Raw genomic sequence first — 23,395 nt, forward strand, 5'->3', positions numbered from 1 at the left:
GGGAATTCACTACGTCGCCGCCTTCCTGCAACTCGAATTATTTAGGGTATATGGGGCAAAACGCCTTACCGCATTGTGAGAATACGATAGAGCTTAATGCTTAATTTTTGGTTAAGGTAACGCGGTTTTTTAGTAAGCGTTGACTCATTATTATCATAACGCATTACCCACCGCGTCGCAGGGGAAATCAAGACGCGGCGATTTTATGGCCGTCACACTTTCTGTATTTTGTTGCCTGGTTGTTTGGCAGAGCTTGCTTACTACGCGCCGAGTCTGCCGAAACCCGCGACCAGATCGTCGATCAGATCGTCACTGTCTTCAAGTCCAATATGTAACCGAATAAGTGTACCGGTAAAATCCACGCCGCTCACAGGACGAAGGGCCGCCAGTTCTTCTGGCTGATTCGCCAGAATCAGAGACTCAAAACCACCCCATGAATACGCCATGCTGAAATGCTCAAAATGGTCCAGATAGTGCGCCAACGTTTCTTTGCTTAATTTCTCTTTCAGGACGAATGAGAACAACCCGTTGCAGCCGTTAAAATCACGCTCGTAGAATTCATGCCCTTTACATCCCGGCAATGCGGGGTGATTAACGACCGCGACTTCTGGCCGCTCTGCCAGCCATTTTGCAATGCGGATACTACTTTCCTGGTGCTGTTTGAGTCTGACGCCCAGTGTGCGCAGACCGCGGCTGGCGACATAGGCGGTATCGGCATCCACCATTTGCCCCATCAGGTAAGAGTGTTCACGTAGCTGTACCCAGCAGCGTTCGTTAGCGACCGCTGTGCCGATCATGGCATCGGAATGGCCGACGATATATTTCGTACCGGCCTGAATCGAGATATCAATATCGAAGTCGAACGCCTTGAATAAAATGCCCGCCGCCCAGGTATTATCAATCATGATAACGATCTCAGGATTGATAAGGCGCACAGCTTGGACGATAGCTGGCACATCGTGTACTTCCATGGTGATAGAGCCCGGCGATTCAAGAAAGACGACTTTGGTATTGGGCTGGATCAGTTCGGCAATGTCAGCACCGATGAGCGGATCGAAATAGGTGGTGCTGACGTTCAGTTTGTTGAGTACTTTCGTGCAGAAATCCTGCGTGGGCTCGTAGGCTGATTCCGTTACCAGAATATGATCGCCTGCCGCGACGAAAGAGAGGATCGCGTTAGAAATGGCAGCCGCACCACAAGGGTACAGCGCGCAACCCACGCCGCCTTCCAGTTCCACCATCGCTTCCTGAAACGAGAAATGGGTCAATGTGCCACGGCGCCCGTAGAACAGCGCACCCTTGGCCCGGTTAATAGTGGCGTGCTTCTTGTCCTGAACCGTATCAAATACCAGAGAGGACGCACGCTGAATTACGGGGTTGACGGAGCCGTGGGTGAATTTCTTGCTGCGTCCTGCGGCGACTAACGCTGTTGCCGTTTTTTTGCTTGTCATAACCACTATCACCTTTTCTGTTCAGTCCTGCCGAATGACTCAATACGCCGACTATTCCCGACAGTGAACGGAGAGGAGTCGCGGGGGCATAATTGGATTTATTAGGATTCGATTTATGAGGTCTACGTTATCACGGCTGGAGCGGCGTGTGGGCGGGTTTTGTCATGACGTAAAAAATGCTCGACATCACTGGTATTCCCGCAGCGAAAGGGGCTTTTCGCCGATTTTGATGGGATAAGATTGGAAGTAGGTGAAAATATTTCAGGTAGGAAAACGTAAGAAAAGCGCCATGTTTTTCTGCATTGCTGCGAATAACATGGCGCAATTGGAGTGTGTTAACCCGTATGGACGCCAAAGAATTTAGGCAGCCAGAGCGAGATGGCCGGAATATAGGTGACTAGCATCAGCACGAAGAACAGCCCGCAGTAGAAGGGCAGCATTGCTTTAACCACTTGTTCTATCTTCTGCTTACTCACCGCACTGGCGACGAAAAGTACCGACCCTACTGGTGGCGTAATCAAACCTATCCCGAGGTTCACCAGCATTATCATGCCGAAATGGACCGGATCGATGCCAAGTGAGAGGGCGACAGGCAGCAGAACGGGGGTCAGAATCAGGATCAGCGGTGCCATGTCCATCAGCGTACCGACCAGCAGCAGCATGATGTTAATCCACATCAGGATGACGTACTTGTTATCCGAAATGGAGGTGAAGAATTCGGTAATGCGGCTCGGCAACTGCATGTAGGTCATGATGGCACCGAACGCGGCGGCGAAGCCGATCAGGATCATTACGATCGTGACGGTTTTTACCGTGCGGTACATCAGCTTGGGCAGTTCTGACCATTTATAATCTTTATAGATAAACATGGTCACGAAGAAGGACCACAGGCAGGCGATGGCCGCAGACTCGGTCGCGGTAAAAATACCGGACAGAATCCCCCCCATGATGATGACGACGGTCATCAGCCCCCACAGTGTATCGACAAAGATTTTTAGCGCCTGACGGAACGGTACACGTTCGCCTTTCGGGTAACCGCGCCGATGTGCAAAACCGACACACATCACCATCAGGGTCAGGCTGAGCAGTAAACCGGGCAGGATCCCTGCGATAAACAGTGAGGCAATGGAAACCGTGCCGCCGGTTGCCAGCGAGTAGATCACGGAGTTGTGGCTCGGCGGTGTCAGAATGGCCTGCACGGAACCGCTGGCGGTGACGGCGGCGGAGAAGTCGCGTGGGTAACCTTTCTTCTCCATTTCCGGGATCATCACCGAACCGATTGAGGCCGTGTCTGCGACGGAAGAGCCGGATATCGCGCCGAAAAATGTCGATGCAACGATGTTAACCAGCGATAAGCCGCCGCGAATAAAGCCGACAAAGATGTACGCGAAGCTGACCAGACGACGAGCGATGCCGCCTTCGGCCATAATGGCCCCAGCCAGAATAAAGAAGGGAATCGCCAGCAGCGAAAATTTGTTCACGCCATTAGTAATCTGAATCATAACCGCTTCAAGCGGTAAATCGATCCAGAAGGCGCCAACAATCGCGCTCAACCCTACCGCATAGGCGACGGGAACGCCGACCGCCAACAGCACTGCCAGCGTGGCAACAAGAATAAATGCATCCATGGTATTGGCTCCGAATTAAGAACTGCCAAGCATGACCACAGGGCGTTGATCCTGCGGGCCGAAAAACATTTTTTCGATGATAAAGAGCACGGTGATTAACGAGCCGATAGGCAGCGGTAAATAACTTTCACCCGCGGTTAATAATGGGAATTCTGCGACAGGTTGTTCCCATAATTCCATGCAGAGCACTGTGCTGTAATAGAGAATAAACAGGCTGATTAAGAGCATCAGGAGATTCGACAAATGAACGCAAATCTTCTTACCGGATTCTGGCAATCTGTCGGTCAACATGCTGACGGCAATATGTGAGTTGGCACGGTAACTGACCGCTGCGCCTACAAAAGTGAACGTCACCATACAAATAATCGAAATGGGTTCCGGCCAGGATAATGCGGAATTTAAAGCATAGCGTGCGAATATGCCGATAGGGATTATTAGCGTCATAATTAATAACGCCAGACCAGAAACCCACATGGCAATACGATAGAGTACATCCATACTTAAGTGATAAGACTGTGCCATTGTGTCACCTATATTCACTCAGTTGAGTGATAAGCGAAGGATAATTGTTTATATCAGGCCATTAGGGTGGCGGATAATAGATAACTGAGATCGCTGACAAAGTCGTAGTGCGGTGATAATGGATTAGTTTTCCATTATCACCGTTTTCATTACGTAACTATGCTCGTCAACGTTCTGCTATTTATCCGCTGGAATGCGGTCTGAATTATTGGACGTCGGCGACGGCTTTAATCAGCTCCTGATATTTGGCACCAAACTGGTCGCGCACGGGCTGCGTAGCTTTGAAATAATACTCGGTATCAATTTCATGGAATTGAACGCCACCAGCCTTCATTTTATCCAGTGATTGCTGATTATATTCATTCCACAGTACGCGCTGTTCTTGCTGCGCTTCTTTCGCCAGCTTCAGGATAAGATCCTGATCTTCTTTGGAAAGCTTATCCCACTTGGCTTTGGAGTATAGGAACAGCTCAGGAATAATGAAGTGGCGGCTCCAGGTGAAATTCTTGGCAACAGGCATGTAGTTATGCGCAACATAGGTTGGCGGATTATTCTCGGTGCCGTCAATGACGCCGGTTTGCATGCCGCTGAAGACTTCGCTTGTGCCCATGGCGATGGCGTTAGCACCCATGGCTTTCAACGTTGCGAGAGCAACTTGGCTGGTTTGAACGCGAATTTTCATGCCTTTGAGGTCTTCAGGTTTCGCCACGGGCTGCTTGGTGATTAAATTACGCGTTCCCGCGTCCATCCAGCCTAGGAAAACCAATTTTGATTTACTGCTATGGGTAATTTTGTCACCAATTTCCTGACCGATTTTCCCATCCAGTACTTTGTGAAGATGATCTTCATCACGGAAAATATAGGGCAGGGTGAAGACTTCTATTTCCGGTAAAATAGCGGCAACGGGCGTCATTGATACACGGATAATATCAATAGCACCGAGCTGTGCCTGTTCAATCATTTGTTTTTCATCACCTAATACGCCACCGGGGAAGGTATTAATTTCCAGCCTGCCATTGGTAGCAGCTTGTAATTTCTCTCCCATTTTTTGTACGGCAACGACATTAGGGTAACCTTCAGGGTGAACATCAGAGGCTTTAATTTGTTGTGCCTGAATCGCTTGACTCATTAGTAATGCAGTAGAGCCCAGACAAACGCCGATCAATGTTTTCGACAGCTTCATTGAGTTATCTCCAGAGGTAGGGTGACATTATCGATAATCAAATGGTGATTTAAAAATGTAAACCCATGAAAAATAGAGTAATGAATAGAGGGTTTACTGATGAGAGCACGGCGCCTTTGTGTGAGCTATTATCGTGGCGCGCGTCGGTATTCTCTGTGGGTTAAGCTAACCTATTATACAACTTCGTAGAATGACTCGTGTCACAAAAGAAAAAGCTAATATGAAATGCTGTTTTATATGGATTTTATTCCTACGCTCTTAATCTAAATATGCGTAACTTGGTGTTTTTGTTTATCTTGTTGTGTACTTGTGTTTCTATTTATTTCACTAAACTTATCGCCAGCTATCATGAAATGGTGTGATAACTTAATGTCGATCACAAAAACCTCACGATATAAGGCTGCGTTTTAGATGAGCACCTGCGGCTGTCACCTGCCAGATATATTCCTGAATGCTATTTTTTATAGTTTTCTTATGCCTTTCCTGTCGATGTGCAGGTAATACCCCCAAAAACCCTGTCAGAACGCAATAAAAAGTGTGTTATCTGGTGTAAATAATAATGAGAACGACTATCAATTCGTTCAGGGTTTGGTATCATTTCAGGCTGCGTTATTGCTGCATCATACCTGCGGGTATGTGCGGGTATTGTACAGAACGAATGGTGGAGGCACAGCGTGAAGACGGCTGTCAGTAATACAACTCAACAGGTGTTATCAACCTGGCAAAAAAAGCGTGGCGCGTTCAGCGCATTTTCCCGTAGCGTGCTGGTTATCCTGCTGTGTACGGCGGGACTAAGTGGAAATGCGTTTGCGGCTCCGGCGACGACGCCGTTATCGACACAGAATGCCGCGCAGCCTGCTGCTGCGTCCCCTTCCGCACCTGTCACGACCGATGCACAAGCACCGACGTCAGCGCTCACGCTTCCTGCCAGTGCGGCACCGGGCACCAATAACCTGATGAAAACCGACTTGTCCGTCTGGGGCATGTACCAGCACGCTGATGCCGTAGTGAAAACGGTAATGATCGGTTTGCTGCTGGCTTCCGTGATTACCTGGGCGATCTTCTTCAGTAAAAGCGTCGAAATGTCTGGCGCGAAACGTCGCCTGCGCCGTGAGTATCTGGCGTTGGAACAGGCGAAAACACTCGACGATGCGCTGGAAACGGCGGATGCGTTCAAAACGGGCAGCGTAGCGCAGCAATTGTTGGCGGATGCACAGAACGAACTGGATCTTTCCGCCCGTTCGGATGACAACAACGGGATTAAAGAACGCACCGCGTTTCGTCTGGAGCGTCGTGTGGCGGCTACCGGGCGTCATATGGGGCGTGGTAACGGCTATCTGGCAACGGTCGGCGCGGTTGCACCGTTCGTGGGGCTGTTCGGTACGGTATGGGGCATCATGAACAGCTTCATCGGTATCGCACAGACGCAAACGACTAACCTGGCGGTGGTCGCACCGGGGATTGCAGAAGCTCTGCTGGCGACGGCGATTGGTCTGGTTGCCGCGATTCCTGCGGTTGTCATCTATAACGTCTTCGCACGCTCGATTGCTGGTTACAAAGCTACGGTCGGTGATGTGGCTGCACAAGTGCTGCTGCTGCAAAGTCGCGATCTCGATGTGGCTGCCAGCAACGATAACCGGGCGTCTTCAGCAGCGCATAAACTGCGGGTGGGTTAAGTCATGGCGATGCATTTGAAGGAGGACGTGGGTGATGACGGTGAAATGCATGACATTAACGTCACGCCGTTCATTGACGTCATGCTGGTTCTGCTGATTATCTTTATGGTGGCGGCGCCGCTGGCAACGGTGGACATTCGTGTCGATCTGCCTGCTTCATCGGCAGTACCGCAGCCGCGGCCGGAAAAGCCGCTCTATCTGACGGTAAAAGCGGACAAGCAAATGTTCCTGGGGGAAGAGGCGATTAACGATCAGTCTCTGGCTCAGGTACTGGATGCGAAAACCAGTGCCAATAAAGAAACGACTATCTTCTTTCAGGCAGATAAAAGCGTCGATTATGAAACCATCATGAGCGTGATGGATTCACTGCGTAAAGCGGGCTACCTCAAGGTGGGTCTGGTTGGCGCGGAATCTGCCGCCGCTAAGTAACGGCTGATCGATTCAAAAGGGAATGTGGTGCGATGCTCTAAGAAGCGACGCTAACCGCGTTCCCTTTTTACGTTCTACCTGCTGGTGAAGTGTGTTGGGCTATGTCGCGAGTCATGCCCGCGAGTCAGGATGACGCCAGTGAATCCGCGTCGGGATATAGCGCCGATCTTCTTCAAGCGGCTGTTGTGCAATCAAACTCGTAATCATTTCAAAGCTGTTGCGTGCCAGATTTTCACAATCCTGCGCCACGGTATCGATCTTCAGCGGTAAACAATCAAACAGATAGTGATCGTCAAAGCAGCACAGACGGATGCCGCTTTCCATCAGGTTATGCTGGTTCATATAACGCAGCACGCCTTCCATCAGGCCACAGGCGGCAACAAACAGTGCTTTTGGCGGGCGACCCAGCGTCGCACACAGTTGAGCAAACATTTCATAACCTGCGCTGGGGTGGTAGTTGCCATGAAGAATCCACTCCGGCTGGCACTCGATACCGGCACGCGTCAACCCAAGCTGAAAGCCTTCCAGACGGTGGCGAGTCGGGGAAATTCGCGGCTGGCCGCCAAGGAAATAAAATTCATCACGATGCTGGCGGGCGATACGCTCGACCATTTCTGCTGTGGATTCTACCGCTTCGGAAATGACCATCGGCAGTGTGGAATCACCAATAATCCGGTCAAATTGCACGACGGGCAGCTGCTGATTAATTTTCTGATACTCGATATCACTCAGCAGGCTGGAAGCGACAATCAGGCCATCGACCTGGCGCTGTACCAGACTGTTGACCGCCATCATCTCCTGACTGGCATTTTCATCGGTACAGGCAATTAGCAACTGTAGCCCAGCTTCGCGGCACCGCATCTCCAGTTCGCGGGAAATCACGGCAAAGCCGTAGTTGGTCATTTCTGGCACCACCAGCCCCAGCGTGTTACTGCGTGAGGAACGCAGTGAACGTGCGTGAATACTGGGCTGATAACGCTGCTCGTGTGCGACGGCTAAAATGCGATCGCGCGTTTCATCAGAAACGCGGAACTCTTTGCTGCGGCCGTTCAGCACCAGGCTGGCGGTAGATTTTGATACACCGGCCAGCGCGGCGATGTCACTGATTGTTATGCGTTTAGTCGGTTTCACCGCGAGGTCTGCTATCAGAAAAAAGGAAAGTTATTCTATCACGCATGGCGCTAACAGCCAGTGTTGTAGCGTTAATTGCCCAGAGCCGCTGAACGTCATGGTCGCCTCGCTTTCCGGGAAAGTTCGTGCAGACATCACGGCCTCGCCATCGTTGATAAAAATTTCAACGCTGGAGCGATCGCACAATATCTGTAATTGACGCAGGTCGCCGCGCCAGTAGCGATGTTCAGGTTCGCCTGTGCGTCGGTTGCGTCGGCTTATCGTTACGCGTTCACCGTCCCAACAGAGAACAAGCTGGGAGGCAAGATTGAGCTGGAATTCCCCCTGAACGGTGATGAGCACTTCTGCGCTACTAATGGGTAGCGGCGACGCGTAGTCTGCTGCACCACGCCAGGTGTAATGCTGTCTGCGCAACTGTTGTAATTCGCGCGCAGGACGTTGATAAACGCGATCGTCATGCAGCGTGAGTTCACGCGCGCAGGTCATAGTATGAATCCAGCCGTGCTCGATCGTCGGTTCAAAAAATTCATTGTCGTCAGGAATCGACATCCAGCCAAACAGCAGGCGTCGCCCGTCTTCACTCAGCGTGGTTTGTGGGGCGTAAAACTCAAAGCCGAGATCCAGTTCATGGAAACCCTGATGCGAGTAATCGCCGTTTTCGTAGTCGAGTGAGCCAATGAAATAGCCCGCCTGAAAGGTATTCAGGTAGCGTTCATCTTCAGCGGGAACGCCTTGTGGGCAGCAAATCAGTATGTCTTCGCCATCCAGCGGGAACAAGTCTGGACACTCCCACATATAACCAAAATCACCGAGCCCGCCCAAACGAGAGCCGGCGATCTCGGCGATCTTTTCCCACGCCAGCAGATCGGCAGAACGATAGAGCACGACCTTCCCCTGAAGATCGAGATCCTGTGCGCCGAGCACCATGTACCAGTGGTCACCATGACGCCACACTTTCGGATCGCGAACGTGGCCAGTGTAGCCGTCTGGGAGCGTCAGAACCGCTCCCAGCTTGTCGTATTCACCGTTAGGATTTTCGCGGGCGAGACACTGAAACGCGGTGCGTGAGCCATCGTCGTATTTGACGTTACCCGTGTAAATCAGCGTGATCGCACCGTGATCTACGACGGCAGAACCGGAGTAGCAGCCGTGGCTTTCATAGCTTTCGCTCGGCACCAGCGCGACGGGTTCATGCTTCCAGTTCACCAGATCGGCGGAACTCCAGTGCCCCCAGAATTTTGCTCCGTGGGCACAGGCCAAAGGATTCCACTGATAAAACAGATGGTAACGCCCGTTGTGATGAATAAATCCGTTCGGATCGTTAAGCAGACCCACACACGGTGACAGATGCCATTCCGGGCGATATGGGTCTTCCTGTTTCCGTGAGTGACCTGACATCAGGGCGTGCGCCATGCGTTTTACTAAGTGGACTTCCTTCATTATTCGCTATCCGTTTTGTATTTCAGCAATAAGGAAATGACAAAGGCGGCACCGAATGCAATCAACATCCCAATCAGGTAGTTAAGCATCGAGCCACCTTGCACAATGGCTAGCCCCGGAAAACCGGTCAGCCCGACCGCCGTCATATTGACGTGATTGAAGACGACCCATGCGCCACCGAGCGCACCACCCGCCAGTGCTGCGAGGAACGGCTTAATGAAACGCAGGTTGATACCAAAGATCGCTGCTTCGGTGATACCCAGCAGACAGGAAAGCCCCGCCGGAACGGCAATCGCTCTGGTTTTGGCGTCACGCGTTTTAAAGTAGACCGCCAGACACGCGCCGCCCTGCGCCACGTTCGCCATTGCCCAAATTGGCAGCAGGAAGTTGACGCCGATATTCGGGTTGCCGAGTAGTCCGGCTTCAATCGCATGGAAGCTGTGGTGAACGCCGGTGATCACGATGACGGAGTAGAGGCCACCGAACAGTAAACCCGCGAACCAGCCAGCATGAGCAATCAACGTGCTGAGGACGAGAGAAATACCATCGCCAAGCGCGCGTCCTGCTGGGCCGATGAGCAGCATCGCGACGAAGCCGGAGATGATGACCGTCAGGAAAGGCGTGACGATGATGTCCAGTGCGTCCGGTACGACTTTACGCAGGCGTTTTTCCACAAGACTCATGAACCAGACGGCCAGCAGTACTGGGAATACGGTACCCTGATAGCCAATCATGGCAATGTCCATGCCGAAGAAATGCATGGTCTGGAAGCCCCCCGCCACGCCCCAAGCGTTGGTCAGCGCAGGATGGGTCAGAATGCCGCCCAGCGTTGCACCCAGATAGGGGTTGCCGCCGAATTCCCGTGCAGCGGTAAAACCGATCAGAACAGGCAGGATAATAAAGGCAGCGGAGCTGAACATATCCAGCATCACAAAGATCGCGCTGTTGGCATCTACCCAGCCGTAGGTCTTGATCATGCCGAGCAGCCCCATCAACAGGCCGGAAGCGATAATCGCTGGCATTATAGGGACGAAGATGTTCGATAGCAGACGCGCCAGACGTTGCAGCGGATTCAGCTTTCTCGCCGCGATAGAGGCGGCTTCAGATTTGCTTGATTCGCTGATACCTGCGGCTTTAATGAACTCGGCATACACTTTGTTAACCAGTCCGGTGCCGAAAATAATCTGCATTTGTCCGGCGTTCTGGAAGCATCCTTTCACGCCGTCAACGTTCTCGATCGCTTTCTTGTCGGCCAGGCTGTCGTCATTCAATACCAGACGTAGACGGGTCGCACAGTGGGCCGCGCTGGCGATGTTTTCTTTCCCACCGAGAAGGGGGATTAGCGCGGCGGCAGTAGCATTGATATCCATGTTATTCCTCTTTTTCAATAGGATATGCAGTTTCTTTGGCGTCGATTAGCGTGTCATCGACGCCAAGGCTAGCCAATGATCAGAACCAGGTTTCCATCTGGATGCCAAAGTTCCATTCGCCGCCTGCTTTAAAGCCGGTGGAGCCGAACGTATCATCGTTGGAGTAGTTATCCAGTCGTTTATCCCAGTCCATGTAGCTGGCAAACACGCGTAGTTCAGGACGGCTGAAGAAGTTGCCGATATCGCCAACCTTGAATGTAGGCGCGAAGGTCAGTTTATAGAAGCCGCCGCTCACCTGATTCAGGCTCCGATAACCGCGCGGATCGAGGCCCATGTATTGATAGCTGCCTTCATAGGCCAGTGCAAAGTTTTCGGTGATTTCCTGAATCAGGCGCGCATTAAAGGTCACCCATTCGTAGCTATCGCCGCTGACGTAACGGTCTTTGCTGGTTTGCGCCAGAATGGACGGTGCGAAGCTCCAGGTCTTGTTCAGCGCTGTTGTGCCGTAGGTCGCAAAGCGCCATGTGTTGGCGTCGTTGGTGAGGTTACCGTCGGAACCGATACTCTTCACTTCGCCGCCTAGCCCGTGGCCGTAGAGGATCGCAGTTTTCGATGTCCCGTCGCGTAAGCCGTAGAAGCTGTCGCCGTGGTAAGCCACCATCGCGTGATAGCCTTTGCCGCCCGCATTGGTATTGGTGACGGTGATGTTATCGCGGCTTGTGCCAGTGTTCTCTTTTACATCATTGTTCTTCGCGGTTAATCCGCTCAGCATGAACTGGAATGGCCCAACGTAGTTGTTGGCGGTAAAGACGTAGTTTTTGATGTCGTTATCCAGCGAGGTGATTTCACCGAGGCTGCGGCCATACAGCGAGAAGTTACTCTTGGCGCTATCTGCCCATTTCACGTCATAGATCCCGCCGCCAGTACCGGCGAGGAACACGACATCGCTATCCAGCCAGTGGATATCGAAGTTATCGCGATCGAAGCGTTTACCCGCCCACAGCGTAGTGTCCTTAAAGACATCGGTGAAAGTCGGCAGTGAGCCCAGCTCGACGAAGGCTTCGCGGATGTTCAGATCGCTGGTGGTCGCCGTCCAGTCGTTATAGCTGCGCTGACCGTCCGCCATCATCACCTTGAATCGGGTGGTTGCGCCGTTATCCAGCTTCTGTTTGTGCTCTAGTTTGAGCTCGACGTAGGTGTCGTCTTCATTACCCAAACGACCAATATGCCCGCCTGTCTGACCGGCAGGGGACATGCCCGGCCCGATATCGGTTTTGGCACTGGTGGCGGAATCATTGATCGACAGGCCGGAACGCGCGTAGCCGTGGAATTCGAATCCATCGGAGAATGACTTCTGTTTGGCCAGCGCCGTTGTGCGCTGCTCCACCTGCTGGGTTTTTTGTTCGGTTTGGGTGGTGCGGGTTGCTAGCTGCTGGGTTTGCTTTTCAGCAGCATTGGCTCTGGCTTCGGCGGCCTGAGCGCGGGCTTCAGCCTGTTGCAAGCGTTGTTCCATTGCGTTCAGGCGGTCTTCGATACTGTCGGTGTTGGCAGCAGAAACATAAAACGGGGCGGAGAGTAATAATCCTATCGTCACAGCAAGGTGGCTTGGTTTCATTTTTTCGTTCTCGTCGTGAAGGAGATTTATTGTTTTTGGAATTCTCATGTTTAGCTAAATTGCTAAACCGGTTTTTCTTGAGGAAAATAAAAGCCAGCAGAAGGGTTAGCAAGAAATTTCACTCACCCGATTCTGTAACTGTGATCCTGACTACAAAACCGGGCGGTAATCGTATTAAACGAGGGGGGGATTAGACCTTGGCTAAGGGGAGTGTGTACAACTGCTGGGCATAGGGAAGCGCCGTCATCGCGCCTTTTGCCGTAGTAGCTAGTGCGCCGCACCGTTGCGCCTGCTCGATAATCGGATCCCAGCTCAGCGGCTGTGACAAATCATCATATTCCGCCAGACCGTGCAGCAAACCGGCAACGAAGGCATCCCCTGCACCCGTGGTATCGACAGGTGTCACCGAGGGGGCAGCAAAGTGTTGTAGCTGGTGGCGATCGTGCAGCCAGACACCTTCGCTGCCCAGTGTCACCAGCAATAGCCGAGTGGGGTAGCGCAGCATGAATTGCTGGATCCCTTCTTCAACATCAGATGTTGGACAGAGAAAGGTCAGCTCTTCACACGACAGTTTCACCACATCGGCCAGCATCAGCGCTTGTGTCAGGCAGTCGCGCAGTTCCTGCTCGCTTTGCCAGAGGTCGTCACGGATATTGGGGTCGAAGCAAACGCGCCCCAGCGCGGCTTTAATCTGTCGCATTGCCTCAAACGCGGTACTGCGCGACGGTTCCTGCGACAGTGCGATAGAACAGAGATGCAGCCATTCTCTCCGGTTGAATACCGGCAGATCTTCCGGTTGTAGGAACAGGTCGGCACTCGGGCGTACCATAAACGTGAAGGTGCGTTCACCCGCGTCATCGAGGCTCACGACCACGGTTGATGTGCGGTGGTGTCTGTCGTACGCCATGTAGTGGGTATCGACGTTTTCTTCTTCCAGCACCGTTTTTAGAAAATGGCCAAAAACATCGTCACCGACGCGACCGACAAAGGCGCTGTTTCCCCCCAGTCTGGCAATGCCAACCGCGACATTGGCTGGCGCACCGCCAGGACATTTCAGATAGCGTTCCGTATCTTCCGGGATGAGATCGACAACGGCGTCGCCCATGACCCAAATTTTGTTTGCCATAAAGTTACTCTTATCAACGATAGTCAGACTATTTGCTAAAATAGAAGAATCGGTTTAGCTAAGCAATACCCTTCACCGCAGAGACGCACCCACATCAATAAAACTTACATTTCCACACCGTGTTGGTGAAAATTTATGCGATAGTCATCACGTTGCCACGGTCATAGGACTAAACAAAAGGGCTTACCATCCGATAGTTATGGGGCGTGGCCAGAATTAATCTGGAAATTAAGCTGCAAAAAGGACGAATGGAGAAGGATATGCGTTACCCCACCTCTTTCTGGGTTTATCCCGGTGCGTAATTACAACCTGCTTTGGGGAATATGGGCGATATGGGCTTTATTGGTTGTCGTCTGGCTTGTTGATATTTATAGCGAATTTTCCCTTCACTATTACGGTCAGGGAGTGGCTGCCATGCTGGCCACAAGTGCCGTGATTGCATTTTTCTATACTGTTAAAAGGAATAACACGATGTTTTCATTTGATAAAAATAAGAAAGACCTAAAAGAGCCGCAAGGGCGCAGTGAAATAAACAGCTCTCCCGCTATCAGCCCATCGAACGAGTTGATTAATTCAGTGAACCCTGTGCGCGTGAAAAAGGATACCTTCATTTCTCAGGGTGCGCGTATGACGGGCTCTCTGTCCGTTGATGGCAACATCACCGTGGAAGGTCAGGTAGAAGGTGACGTGCAGTGTGATAACACGATTAAAGTGGAGCATACCGGTCAGGTAAACGGCGAAATGAAATCGCAGCAGATCGTCATCAACGGCCGTGTGGAAGGGCGCGTAGTCGCCAGCGTCGTAGCGATTCTGGCGCAAGGAAAAGTGTTCGGCGATATCTTCACCGATGAACTCTCAATTGAAAAAGGTGGCATTTTCACTGGCCAATCCCACCCGTTGACCTCACCGACGCAGAGTCAGGAAAAACTGACCTACGTGGAAAAGAAAAAAGAGAAAACTGGCAAGATGCCCGCAGGGCAAGAGAATGTCGTGGTGTTAGCGGAAAGTGCGCCGACGGCGTGAAGCTCGTTCATTCATCTCTGAATGACAACTCCGTGTTCCCCGCATCAGCGGGGATAAACCGAATAGCAGGGATGTAAATCATACGAGTTTCCTTATTGTCAACTCGTTCCGTTTACGGCATATTATTTCCAATTTGGAAACAAAAGGGAATGAATCAGGATGCATGTGATTTCGCGCGCACCTTTTGATGCTGCAACCAACCAGTTTCCGAATCAGGCGGTAGCACTCGCTGACCTATATCGGGTTATAAAACGCGAAATGTATGCAACGCCGGAGGATATGAAAAAACGCTTTCCCAGCTTAGATAGGATGAAATATCGAGAAAAGTGGTGGGTTATTGATATCGGTGGTGGGCATCTTCGAGTGATGTTTTTTGCTGATTTTGAGCGAGGGAAAATCTTCATCAAGCACATAACATCCCATGCAGAGTACGACAGGCTGACAGAGTATTACCGGAGGAATAAAGAATGATGTATGCAGATGCCATCAAGGCAGCTAACGATCTGACGAGTATCGTACCGTTCCTCGGGGGCAGCACCTCTCGTAAGGATTATGAGGATGCACTGAAACTCACTGAATATCTGATCGAGAGTGAGCCTGATAGTTCGCTAATCGATATGCTGACTGCCAAAATTGATAAATACGAAAATGAGGCGCCGGAGTTTGCAGCCTTCAACGAACGTATTAAAGCACTCCCTGCCGGTATCGCTTTGCTACGTGTCCTCATGGATCAGCACCAGCTAATGCAGAGTGATTTTGAAGCTGAGATCGGTAAAAAGTCTCTGGTATCCCGTATTCTAAACGGTGAGCGTACGTTAACACTTGCTCATATGAGAGCTCTCGCTAAGCGATTCAATATTCCCGTGAGTGCTTTTGTTGATTAACACGATGGTTAAGCGACTTTTGCTAAGAGCAGCATGATTCACCGCACTGTAAAGCTTTCCCGCGTGGGGTATCTCGCTTCTGGTTGGCGCGATGGTGGATTACGTGTCAGTATTAAAGAACGCTATTTTTGTGCTCACCGTACTGGTGAGGCGCTATGCCAATAATTTTTTGTCTTCCATACGTTACCCGTAAGGAGGTGATATGAAAGTTGAAGCCGCAGAGTCATCCGTCTTTGCCAGCCAGCAGGTGATGGCGAAGCGTTCCACAGAGCATGCGGAGAAAGTTGCGCTGTCCGAACAGCTTCAGTCTTATCAGGCGAGCAGCGGTGCCGTTCCTGCTGGTCAGACGACGCGGTATGATTTCACCCGCATTAGCCCTGCCGAACTGTATGAAACGGTCGGTAGTCTGGTTAGCAGCGGGCAACTGGGGCGCGAAGAAGGCTCCGCACTGCTGGGTTTTATCTCGTCGCCGCGCGCGAATGTCGGCAGTGTGCCGCCTTCTAATGTGTTCCAGCCGATTAATGTTTTCGACACCATCCAGCAAGGTGCTGCAGGTGCATCATCCCGTAGTGAAGTGCAAAATACCGAAAGCCTGCAACGTGCGGCAGAGGCGCTGAATCGTTTTCAGGGGCAAGTCTCCAGCATTAGCGTTTACGTCTAGCACATCGGTACGCGATGGCCTGATGACGTCATCCTTTCCCCCCGCCCCCCGCCCCCCGCAAACGTGGGGGATAGTCGTTTTATAGCTCGTTCAGCGTGGGGTTTTAGCTTTGATCTCCGTCAGCAGCGCGATCAGCGCCTGCACGTTGTCGTCCTGTGTACGCCAGGATGAGACGCTAATTCGTAATGCCGGACGCCCTTGCCAGACTGTGCCGCCAAACCACGCCTTGCCCGAAGCCTGTAACGCTTCCCGTATTGCCGTCGTTTGGCTGTCGGTTTCCCCACGCAGCAGAACCTGATTGAGCACCACCCGATTTAATACCTCAAAACCCGCATGACGTAGGCCGTCGGCGATCAACGTTGCCTGTCGGCAGTGCCGTTCGATCATCTCAGCCACGCCGTCACGCCCCAACGTACGCAGCACCGCCCACACGGGAATCCCTCGCGGGCGACGGGAAAATTCGAGCGTTAGATTCTTTTGGGCATCGCGTGCCGCGCTTGAGTAAACCGCATCTGCGTTCATCGCTTCGGCTAACGCGTCCGCATTGCGGCAAATTGCCATCGCACAGTCGTAGGGAGTGTTCAGCCATTTATGCGCGTCCGTTGTCCAACTGTCAGCCAGCTCGATACTTTCGGTGAGTGCCGCGTGAGACGAGGCTCTGGCCCAGAGCCCGAACGCTCCATCAACGTGAACCCAAGCGCCTGCCGCTTTAGCTATTGGGATGATCTGTGCAAAGTCATCGAATTCGCCCGTGTTTACCTCACCAGCCTGCAAACAAAGAATCGTGCGATCGTCTAACGGAGGTAGCTGTGTCACATCGATCTGCCCAAACGCATTAACAGGCGCGACGATGATATGGCGTAGCCCAAAGCCGAGCACGCGCAGTGCTTTCTTCACGGTGATGTGAGTCAGCGCTGAAATCACGACCTTAATTTCAGGGGCGCCGATCAGCCCATCGTTATCAAAATCCCAGCCCTGTTTTGCCAACATCGCGCGGCGTGCGGCGACCAGACAAGAAAGGGTACAAGCCGTGGCGCTGGTGCCGAAACCGACGGCACTTTCTTTCGGTAACTTCAGGATATCAAGCACCCAGCGGCTGGCGAGGCGTTCCAGCGTGGCGGATACCGGCGAGTTATCAAAGGTGGACGCACACTGATCCCATGCGATCATTAATCGCTCGGAGGCGGCAGCAATCGGTAATGCGGCGCCAATAACAAAACCGAAATAGTTCGGGCCATTGGAGGCGGTGGTGGCCGGTGAGCCGACCTCATCTAATAGCGTCAGGGTGTCTTCAGGCGAGAAGCCTTGTTGCGGCAGCGCTTCATTAAAACGCGCCAGCGCCGAGAGGGCATCGGCATCGGGGAAAACCCGACGCTGTGCATTCCCTGCCAAATAACGCCGACCACGCTCATCGGCATCGGCCAGTAATGTCAGTTCGCTCATGGTTTCTCCTTCATCAATAATCATTTCCTGTTATCACGATGGCGTGAATGCTGTCGGTGACGGTGCTGAAACGTGCAGCGTCATTTTCCAGAAGAGTAATGCTAGCAGGCTGACGACTGCGCCAAGGAGGCACACGCCTGACCAGCCCGAAGCGTCATACGCCACTGTCGTTGCCATCGCGCCAAGCCCGCTGCCGATGCTATAAAACAGCATATAACAGCCGACCAGACGGCTGTGCGCATCAGGATGCGTCTTGAAAATCATACTTTGGTTGGTAACGTGAATAGCCTGTCCGCCCAGATCGAGAACGATGATGCCGACCACTAATGCGAAGAGAGAATAGGGTGCTAGCCACAGCGGCAACCACGATGCCAGCAGCAATAACAGGGCGATACCGCTGACCCACTGTTCGCGGCCTTTATCAGCTAACGAGCCCGCTTTCACTGCTGCCAGTGCGCCGAGAATACCCACCAGACCAAATGCACCGATAACCGTATGAGAAAAGAAATAGGGCTCGCGACTCAGCGGCAGAACCAGCGCGCTCCAGAAAATGCTCAGGGCAGCAAACATCAGTAAAGCGATGACGCCGCGTATTTGCAATACCCGCTCTTTACGCAGCAGGGTCAGCATAGAAAGCAACAGCGCGGAATAATGCGGGCGCTGTCGAGAAGGCGGCTGATGCGGCAGTAAGCGCCATAAAAGTACGGCAAGCAGGAGCATCAGCAGTGCGGAAAAAAAGTATACGCTGCGCCAGCCTGCCATATCGGCGATGAAACCGGACAGTACGCGAGCCAGCAAAAGTCCAATCACCACGCCGCCCTGCGCGGCTCCCACGACGCGTCCACGCTCCTGCGGTGCGGCAGCCGTCGCGGCATAAGCAATCAAACCCTGAGTCATTGCCGTGCCGAACATGCCTACGGCCAGCATACTGATCAATAAATACAGGGATGTGGTGGCTAGCCCAACGGCAATTAGTGCCACGATTAGCGCGCTCAACTGGGCCAGCATCAAATAGCGTCGATTGAGGATGTCACCCAGCGGCACCAGTAGAATTAACGCCAGCGCACAGCCAAGCTGTGTTGCTGTCATCACGCCGCCAACGGCGGCGATACTGATGTGAAAATCTATCGATAATGCATCCAGCAGCGGCTGTGCGTAATAAACATTGGCGACGCTGAGGGCGCTGGCACAGGCAAACAGCAACACTAACGCGCGCGGTAATGTCGTTTGCGCAGGCGGTGTAGTGCTGTAAAGAGTGCTGTAAAGATCATATTCAGTGACGGATGACGTGGTATGAATAGGACTATTTTTCATAATATCGGCTTTCACTATTTTATTCGGTTTCAAAACAAAACCAGTTGAAGCATGAATGATCTGGTTTTACTCTGCAACCAAAAAAGTGCGGTCAGTTTTTCAGCTTGTGGATAAGGCAGGTAGGATGAACAGGGAAAAGGGGAGAAAATATTCATGGTGAAGCGCAAAAGTCTGAAAGAGGATGTATGCCCTGTCGCTCGCGCGCTGGATGTGGTTGGCGATCGCTGGACATTGCTGATTATTCGCGATGCATTCGACAATCGCCGCCGTTTCAGCGATTTTCAGCGCAGTTTGGGTGTTGCCAAAAATATTCTTACCGACCGTCTGCGCACCCTAGTTGACGAGGGCATTTTTTCCGTTCAGCCCGTTTCCGAAAGCTCGGCTTATCAGGAATATGTTCTGACACCAAAAGGTGAGCAGCTATTTCCGCTCGTTGTAGCGCTACGCCAGTGGGGCGAACAGCAGCTATTCGCTAAGGGGGAACCTCACTCCCTGCTATTGGATAAACACACTGGCCAGCCTCTGCAAGCCATGTTGCCGCATTCTGCGGAAAGGCAACGGTTGACTGGGAAGGATACGTTCGTTCAGAAAGTAGATTGAGGTGTCGTGATGCAGAAAGAATCGAGAGAAACAGGCCGAGATCTTGAGGCAATCTCCCGCTATCTGAAGAAGTTGCACGTACTGACGTTATGCGTGGGTGAAAATTCGGAATTATGGTGTGCGAGTTGCTTCTATACTTACGACGATAAACAGATAGCCTTCTATCTAATGACGGAGTTGCAGACGCGCCACGGTGAAATCATGGCAAGGTTGCCGCAGGTGGCTGGTACGGTCAGCGGCCAGCCGAAGAGCGTAATGTTGATTAAAGGCGTGCAGTTTCGGGCGCAGGCGGTGCAGTTAGAAGGGGAGGACGCACAGCAGGCCAGAGCGCAATACAACACGCGTTTTCCGATTGCTCGTGCATCGCAAGCACCGATCTGGCGGCTCGATCTGACCGAAGTCAAAATGACGGACAATACGTTGGGCTTTGGTAAGAAACGCTACTGGCAGCGTGACGAACAAACAGATCAGAAAGAACAATACCAGCATGAAAATATGGGATAACAAAAGACGCAGAGCAAGGGGGAAAGCCGATGAGCCGGGTACTGTTATTAGGTGCAACGGGGTTAGTGGGACACGAGTTGTTAGAACTTCTGAAAGCCAATAACCGGGTAGAGACGATTTATGCGCCGACCCGTAAGCCGTTGGTGCATTCGGAGAAAGTGGTCAATCCGCACGATCCCGATCTGTCTGCTGAGCTGGCGCAATTGACCGATCCTGTTGATATTGCATTTTGTTGCCTGGGGTCGACGCTCAAGACAGCAGGCAGTAAGCAGGCTTTCCGCTATGTGGATTACACGTTGGTAGTGGAAGGGGCAAAAATGGCGCTAGCGTTGGGCGCGACGCACCTTTTGGTGGTCAGTTCACTGAGCGCGAATGCAACATCGCCTTTCTTCTACTCGCGAGTGAAGGGGGAAACGGAAAAATCGCTGCGTCAGCAAGGTTGGCAGCATCTGACATTGGCACAGCCGTCGATGCTGCTGGGAGAAAGAGAAGACAGTCGCACACTGGAGAGCCTTGCCGCGCCGCTGTTCCGCATGTTCCCAGCGAAGTGGCGGGCGATTGAGGGGAAAACGGTGGCGCAGGCGTTGTTGAATCAGGCGTTCTCGCCGGAGCCAAAAGCGCGGGTTACGGTACTGGAATCCGATCAATTACGTTCGCTGGGTCAGTGGCAACCGCTTCAGTAGCTTCTTATCGATCAACGCAGGCGGTGGACAACCTGGTTGCTGCTGCCGCGCCAAATCAGTGCGGGATCTTTCAGATCTTGCACAAATTTTCCATCGACTAATACGTTGATGAGATCGACCACCCGCTGTTGTTCCCGCGTGATGTCCGCCAGCACGTAGCCTGTCCAAACCCAGATATCTTTGCCGGGGCATTCCGCACGTATACGTTCTACTAGCCGCAGGATGTCAGGCACATTCTGTGGGTGAAGCGGATCGCCGCCAGACAGCGAAATTCCCTGTCGGGGAATGAGCTTATCCTGAAGATCGGCGATGATCCGATCTTCCTGTTCCTGCGTAAACGGCTGACCGGAGTTCAGTCTCCAGGTACTTTTGTTGTAGCACCCAACGCACTCATGCACGCAGCCAGCGACAAACAGCGAGCAACGTGTGCCGGGGCCGTTGACCACATCGACGGGATAATATTGGTGGTAATTCATACGGTAGAGCCCATGTTATGAAGCGGGCGTGTGTTAACGATGCCGCGAAAGGTGGGCCGCATTGCTGCGACCCAGAAGGGATCAGCCCAGTTGACCGTTGCCCAAATGCTTAATCCGGCGTTTAACCTCTTCCTGCTTACCGGCGTTGAACGGGCGGGCGTCCGGGCTGCCGAGGTAGCCGCACACGCGACGCGTTACGGAAACGCGTGCCGAATCATGATTACCACATTTCGGACAGGTGAAGCCTTTGCTGGTGCACTCGAATTCACCCGTGAAGCCGCACTCATAGCATTCGTCGATCGGCGTGTTGGTGCCGTAGTAAGGCACGCGGGTGTAGCTATAATCCCACACGTCTTCCAGCGCTTTGAGGTTGTGTTGCAGGTTCGGGTATTCGCCGTAGCAAATAAACCCACCGTTAGCTAGAGGCGGATAGGGCAGCTCGAAGTCGATTTTCTGGTAAGGATTGACCTTCTTCTCTACATCAAGGTGGAAACTGTTGGTGTAATAGCCTTTGTCCGTCACGCCCTGCACGACGCCAAATTCGGCGGTATCCAGACGACAGAAACGGTCACACAGGTTTTCACTCGGTGTGCTGTAAAGGCTGAAGCCGTAACCTGTTTCGTCTTTCCACTGTTCGGTCGCGGCTTTCAGACGGGCGATGATAGCCACGGCTTTGGCTCGTAGCGTCTCGTCGTCAAACACATGCGTTTGGCTGCCGAAGAGTGCATTGATGGTTTCATGCAGGCCGATATAGCCCAGAGAAATCGAGGCGCGTCCGTTCTTGAAGATGTCCGCGATGTTGTCGTCTGCATTTAAGCGTACGCCGCAGGCACCTTCCATATACAGGATCGGCGCGACGCGGGCTTTCACGTTTTCCAGCCGCGCAATACGCGTCATCAGCGCTTTCTTCGATAACGTCAGGCGTTGATCGAGCAGCGTCCAGAAGCGATCTTCATTGCCTTCGGCTTCCAGCGCAATGCGCGGCAGGTTCAGGCTGATGACGCCCAGATTATTGCGACCATCGTGAATCTGCTGGCCGTCTTCTTCATAAACACCGAGGAAACTGCGGCAGCCCATTGGCGTTTTGAACGAACCGGTGACCTTGACGACCTGATCGTAGTTCAGGATATCGGGGTACATACGCTTGCTGGCGCACTCTAATGCGAGCTGCTTGATATCATAATTCGCATCGCCCGCTTTGTGGTTCAGACCGTCGCGGATGGCGAAGACCAGTTTAGGGAATACCGCCGTTTTATGGTTTTTACCCAGCCCGGCAATGCGATTGCGCAGGATGGATTCCTGAATCAGACGCGATTCCCAGCAGGTGCCAAGCCCGAAGCCAAAGGTGACGAACGGCGTCTGGCCGTTAGCGGTGTGCAGCGTGTTGACTTCGTATTCCAGTGACTGAAAGGCGTCGTAGCACTCTTTTTCGGTGCGAGTCAGGGCATAGTTTTCTGCATCTGGAATCTGCCACTCTTCCGCTACGGCTTTATGTTTCGCGTGGCTGGCGGTGACAAACGGGGCCAGAATTTCATCAATGCGGTTAATCGTGGTGCCGCCGTAAATATGGCTGGCGACCTGCGCAATAATCTGCGCGGTGACGGCGGTAGCGGTTGAGATTGATTTTGGTTGCTCAATTTCCGCATTGCCCATTTTGAAGCCGTTGGTCAGCATACCGTTCAGGTCGATCAGCATGCAGTTGAACATCGGGAAAAACGGCGAGTAGTCGAGGTCGTGATAGTGAATTTCACCGCGTTCGTGTGCCAGTACCACATCACGCGGCAGAATGTACTGCTTGGCGTAATGCTTGGCGACAATACCAGCCAGCAGATCACGCTGGGTGGGAATCACTTTACTGTCTTTGTTGGCGTTCTCGTTCAGCAGCGCCATATTGCTCTGCTCGACCAGACCGCGAATTTCCTGATTCAGGCGACCGTGACGCTCACGCGCAATGTCTCGATCATGACGATATTCGATGTAGGTACGCGCCAGCTTCTTATAATTGCCGGACATCAGCAGGTTTTCGACCGCGTCTTGAATATCGCGGATATCTACGCGCGATTTATCCTGCATTTGTTGAGCGACCGCACAGGCCACCGTTGCACAGTAGTCTGCATCATTGACACCGGCTGCATGTGCCGCGCGTTCGACCGCCTCTTTGATACGAACTTCATCAAAAGGCACCTGGCAACCGTCCCGTTTAATCACTACTGGTTTCACGTTTTCTTCCTCTGGA

Annotated in this window: 22 protein-coding genes; 9 read left to right on the plus strand and 13 right to left on the minus strand. The window is 52.5% G+C overall.

The window, feature by feature from the left end:
- Positions 1-260: 260 nt before the first annotated feature.
- The 4 genes from metC to GZ59_RS01875 all read right to left on the minus strand — a co-directional run bounded on the left by metC (position 261) and on the right by GZ59_RS01875 (position 4,784).
- A complete protein-coding gene (metC, locus tag GZ59_RS01860) occupies positions 261-1,451 on the minus strand; it encodes a cystathionine beta-lyase (protein WP_011091984.1) in 1,191 nt (396 codons plus the stop codon).
- A 335-nt stretch (positions 1,452-1,786) separates the two neighbouring features.
- The gene (locus tag GZ59_RS01865; protein WP_011091985.1) at positions 1,787-3,079 is read right to left on the minus strand and encodes a TRAP transporter large permease; all 1,293 of its coding nucleotides are present in this window, start codon (positions 3,077-3,079) and stop codon (positions 1,787-1,789) included.
- 15 nt (positions 3,080-3,094) lie between these two features.
- Complete coding sequence (locus GZ59_RS01870) at positions 3,095-3,601, minus strand: TRAP transporter small permease (protein WP_011091986.1); 507 nt, start codon at positions 3,599-3,601, stop codon at positions 3,095-3,097.
- Positions 3,602-3,806: 205 nt separating this feature from the next.
- Entirely contained in the window at positions 3,807-4,784 is a 978-nt protein-coding gene (locus tag GZ59_RS01875; RefSeq protein WP_011091987.1) for a TRAP transporter substrate-binding protein, read from the minus strand.
- A 674-nt stretch (positions 4,785-5,458) separates the two neighbouring features.
- Here GZ59_RS01875 and exbB point away from each other — a divergent pair.
- Positions 5,459-6,460, plus strand: a complete 1,002-nt coding sequence (gene exbB / locus GZ59_RS01880; protein WP_080641323.1) for a tol-pal system-associated acyl-CoA thioesterase — start codon at positions 5,459-5,461, stop codon at positions 6,458-6,460.
- 3 nt (positions 6,461-6,463) lie between these two features.
- Positions 6,464-6,889 carry a TonB system transport protein ExbD gene (exbD, locus tag GZ59_RS01885; protein WP_011091989.1) on the plus strand — a complete coding sequence of 142 codons (426 nt, stop codon included), beginning with the start codon at positions 6,464-6,466 and terminating at the stop codon, positions 6,887-6,889.
- Positions 6,890-7,000: 111 nt separating this feature from the next.
- Here exbD and GZ59_RS01890 read toward each other — a convergent pair whose 3' ends face one another.
- The 5 genes from GZ59_RS01890 to GZ59_RS01910 all read right to left on the minus strand — a co-directional run bounded on the left by GZ59_RS01890 (position 7,001) and on the right by GZ59_RS01910 (position 13,571).
- Positions 7,001-8,020, minus strand: coding sequence for a LacI family DNA-binding transcriptional regulator (locus GZ59_RS01890; RefSeq protein WP_011091990.1), 1,020 nt, complete (start codon positions 8,018-8,020; stop codon positions 7,001-7,003).
- 30 nt (positions 8,021-8,050) lie between these two features.
- A complete protein-coding gene (locus tag GZ59_RS01895) occupies positions 8,051-9,460 on the minus strand; it encodes a glycoside hydrolase family 32 protein (protein ID WP_011091991.1) in 1,410 nt (469 codons plus the stop codon).
- On the minus strand, positions 9,460-10,830 hold the full coding sequence (locus tag GZ59_RS01900; protein WP_011091992.1) for a sucrose-specific PTS transporter subunit IIBC: 1,371 nt from the start codon (positions 10,828-10,830) through the stop codon (positions 9,460-9,462). The genes GZ59_RS01895 and GZ59_RS01900 overlap by 1 nt, the downstream gene beginning before the upstream one ends.
- Before the next feature lie 79 nt (positions 10,831-10,909).
- Positions 10,910-12,445, minus strand: coding sequence for a carbohydrate porin (locus tag GZ59_RS01905; RefSeq protein ID WP_011091993.1), 1,536 nt, complete (start codon positions 12,443-12,445; stop codon positions 10,910-10,912).
- 190 nt (positions 12,446-12,635) lie between these two features.
- Complete coding sequence (locus GZ59_RS01910) at positions 12,636-13,571, minus strand: aminoimidazole riboside kinase (protein WP_011091994.1); 936 nt, start codon at positions 13,569-13,571, stop codon at positions 12,636-12,638.
- A gap of 471 nt (positions 13,572-14,042) precedes the next feature.
- Between GZ59_RS01910 and GZ59_RS01915 the strand changes: the two genes are divergently transcribed.
- The 4 genes from GZ59_RS01915 to GZ59_RS01930 all read left to right on the plus strand — a co-directional run bounded on the left by GZ59_RS01915 (position 14,043) and on the right by GZ59_RS01930 (position 16,139).
- Positions 14,043-14,594 carry a bactofilin family protein gene (locus tag GZ59_RS01915; protein ID WP_039294652.1) on the plus strand — a complete coding sequence of 184 codons (552 nt, stop codon included), beginning with the start codon at positions 14,043-14,045 and terminating at the stop codon, positions 14,592-14,594.
- A 159-nt stretch (positions 14,595-14,753) separates the two neighbouring features.
- On the plus strand, positions 14,754-15,065 hold the full coding sequence (locus GZ59_RS01920; protein WP_011091996.1) for a type II toxin-antitoxin system HigB family toxin: 312 nt from the start codon (positions 14,754-14,756) through the stop codon (positions 15,063-15,065).
- Positions 15,062-15,478, plus strand: a complete 417-nt coding sequence (locus GZ59_RS01925) for a helix-turn-helix domain-containing protein (RefSeq protein WP_011091997.1) — start codon at positions 15,062-15,064, stop codon at positions 15,476-15,478. The genes GZ59_RS01920 and GZ59_RS01925 overlap by 4 nt, the downstream gene beginning before the upstream one ends.
- Before the next feature lie 202 nt (positions 15,479-15,680).
- On the plus strand, positions 15,681-16,139 hold the full coding sequence (locus GZ59_RS01930; RefSeq protein WP_011091998.1) for a hypothetical protein: 459 nt from the start codon (positions 15,681-15,683) through the stop codon (positions 16,137-16,139).
- 90 nt (positions 16,140-16,229) lie between these two features.
- Here GZ59_RS01930 and GZ59_RS01935 read toward each other — a convergent pair whose 3' ends face one another.
- The gene (locus GZ59_RS01935; protein ID WP_011091999.1) at positions 16,230-17,582 is read right to left on the minus strand and encodes a pyridoxal phosphate-dependent decarboxylase family protein; all 1,353 of its coding nucleotides are present in this window, start codon (positions 17,580-17,582) and stop codon (positions 16,230-16,232) included.
- 33 nt (positions 17,583-17,615) lie between these two features.
- Positions 17,616-18,896 (minus strand): MFS transporter, encoded by a 1,281-nt coding sequence (locus tag GZ59_RS01940; protein WP_011092000.1) that lies wholly within the window; start codon positions 18,894-18,896, stop codon positions 17,616-17,618.
- A gap of 153 nt (positions 18,897-19,049) precedes the next feature.
- Here GZ59_RS01940 and GZ59_RS01945 point away from each other — a divergent pair, with 153 nt between their 5' ends.
- Genes GZ59_RS01945 through GZ59_RS01955 form a run of 3 tightly spaced genes read left to right on the plus strand, consistent with a single transcriptional unit; the run spans position 19,050 to position 20,683 of the window.
- Positions 19,050-19,496, plus strand: coding sequence for a winged helix-turn-helix transcriptional regulator (locus tag GZ59_RS01945; protein ID WP_011092001.1), 447 nt, complete (start codon positions 19,050-19,052; stop codon positions 19,494-19,496).
- A gap of 9 nt (positions 19,497-19,505) precedes the next feature.
- Positions 19,506-20,000 carry a YhbP family protein gene (locus GZ59_RS01950; protein WP_011092002.1) on the plus strand — a complete coding sequence of 165 codons (495 nt, stop codon included), beginning with the start codon at positions 19,506-19,508 and terminating at the stop codon, positions 19,998-20,000.
- 29 nt (positions 20,001-20,029) lie between these two features.
- Positions 20,030-20,683 carry a Rossmann-fold NAD(P)-binding domain-containing protein gene (locus tag GZ59_RS01955; protein ID WP_011092003.1) on the plus strand — a complete coding sequence of 218 codons (654 nt, stop codon included), beginning with the start codon at positions 20,030-20,032 and terminating at the stop codon, positions 20,681-20,683.
- 11 nt (positions 20,684-20,694) lie between these two features.
- Here the strand turns inward: GZ59_RS01955 and nrdG are convergent, their stop codons facing one another.
- Both nrdG and nrdD read right to left on the minus strand, forming a co-directional pair.
- Entirely contained in the window at positions 20,695-21,159 is a 465-nt protein-coding gene (nrdG, locus tag GZ59_RS01960) for an anaerobic ribonucleoside-triphosphate reductase-activating protein (RefSeq protein ID WP_011092004.1), read from the minus strand.
- An 81-nt stretch (positions 21,160-21,240) separates the two neighbouring features.
- Positions 21,241-23,379, minus strand: a complete 2,139-nt coding sequence (gene nrdD, locus GZ59_RS01965; protein WP_039289693.1) for an anaerobic ribonucleoside-triphosphate reductase — start codon at positions 23,377-23,379, stop codon at positions 21,241-21,243.
- Positions 23,380-23,395 lie beyond the last annotated feature (16 nt).

Origin of the sequence: Pectobacterium atrosepticum, assembly GCF_000740965.1 — a bacterium.
GTDB lineage: Bacteria > Pseudomonadota > Gammaproteobacteria > Enterobacterales > Enterobacteriaceae > Pectobacterium > Pectobacterium atrosepticum.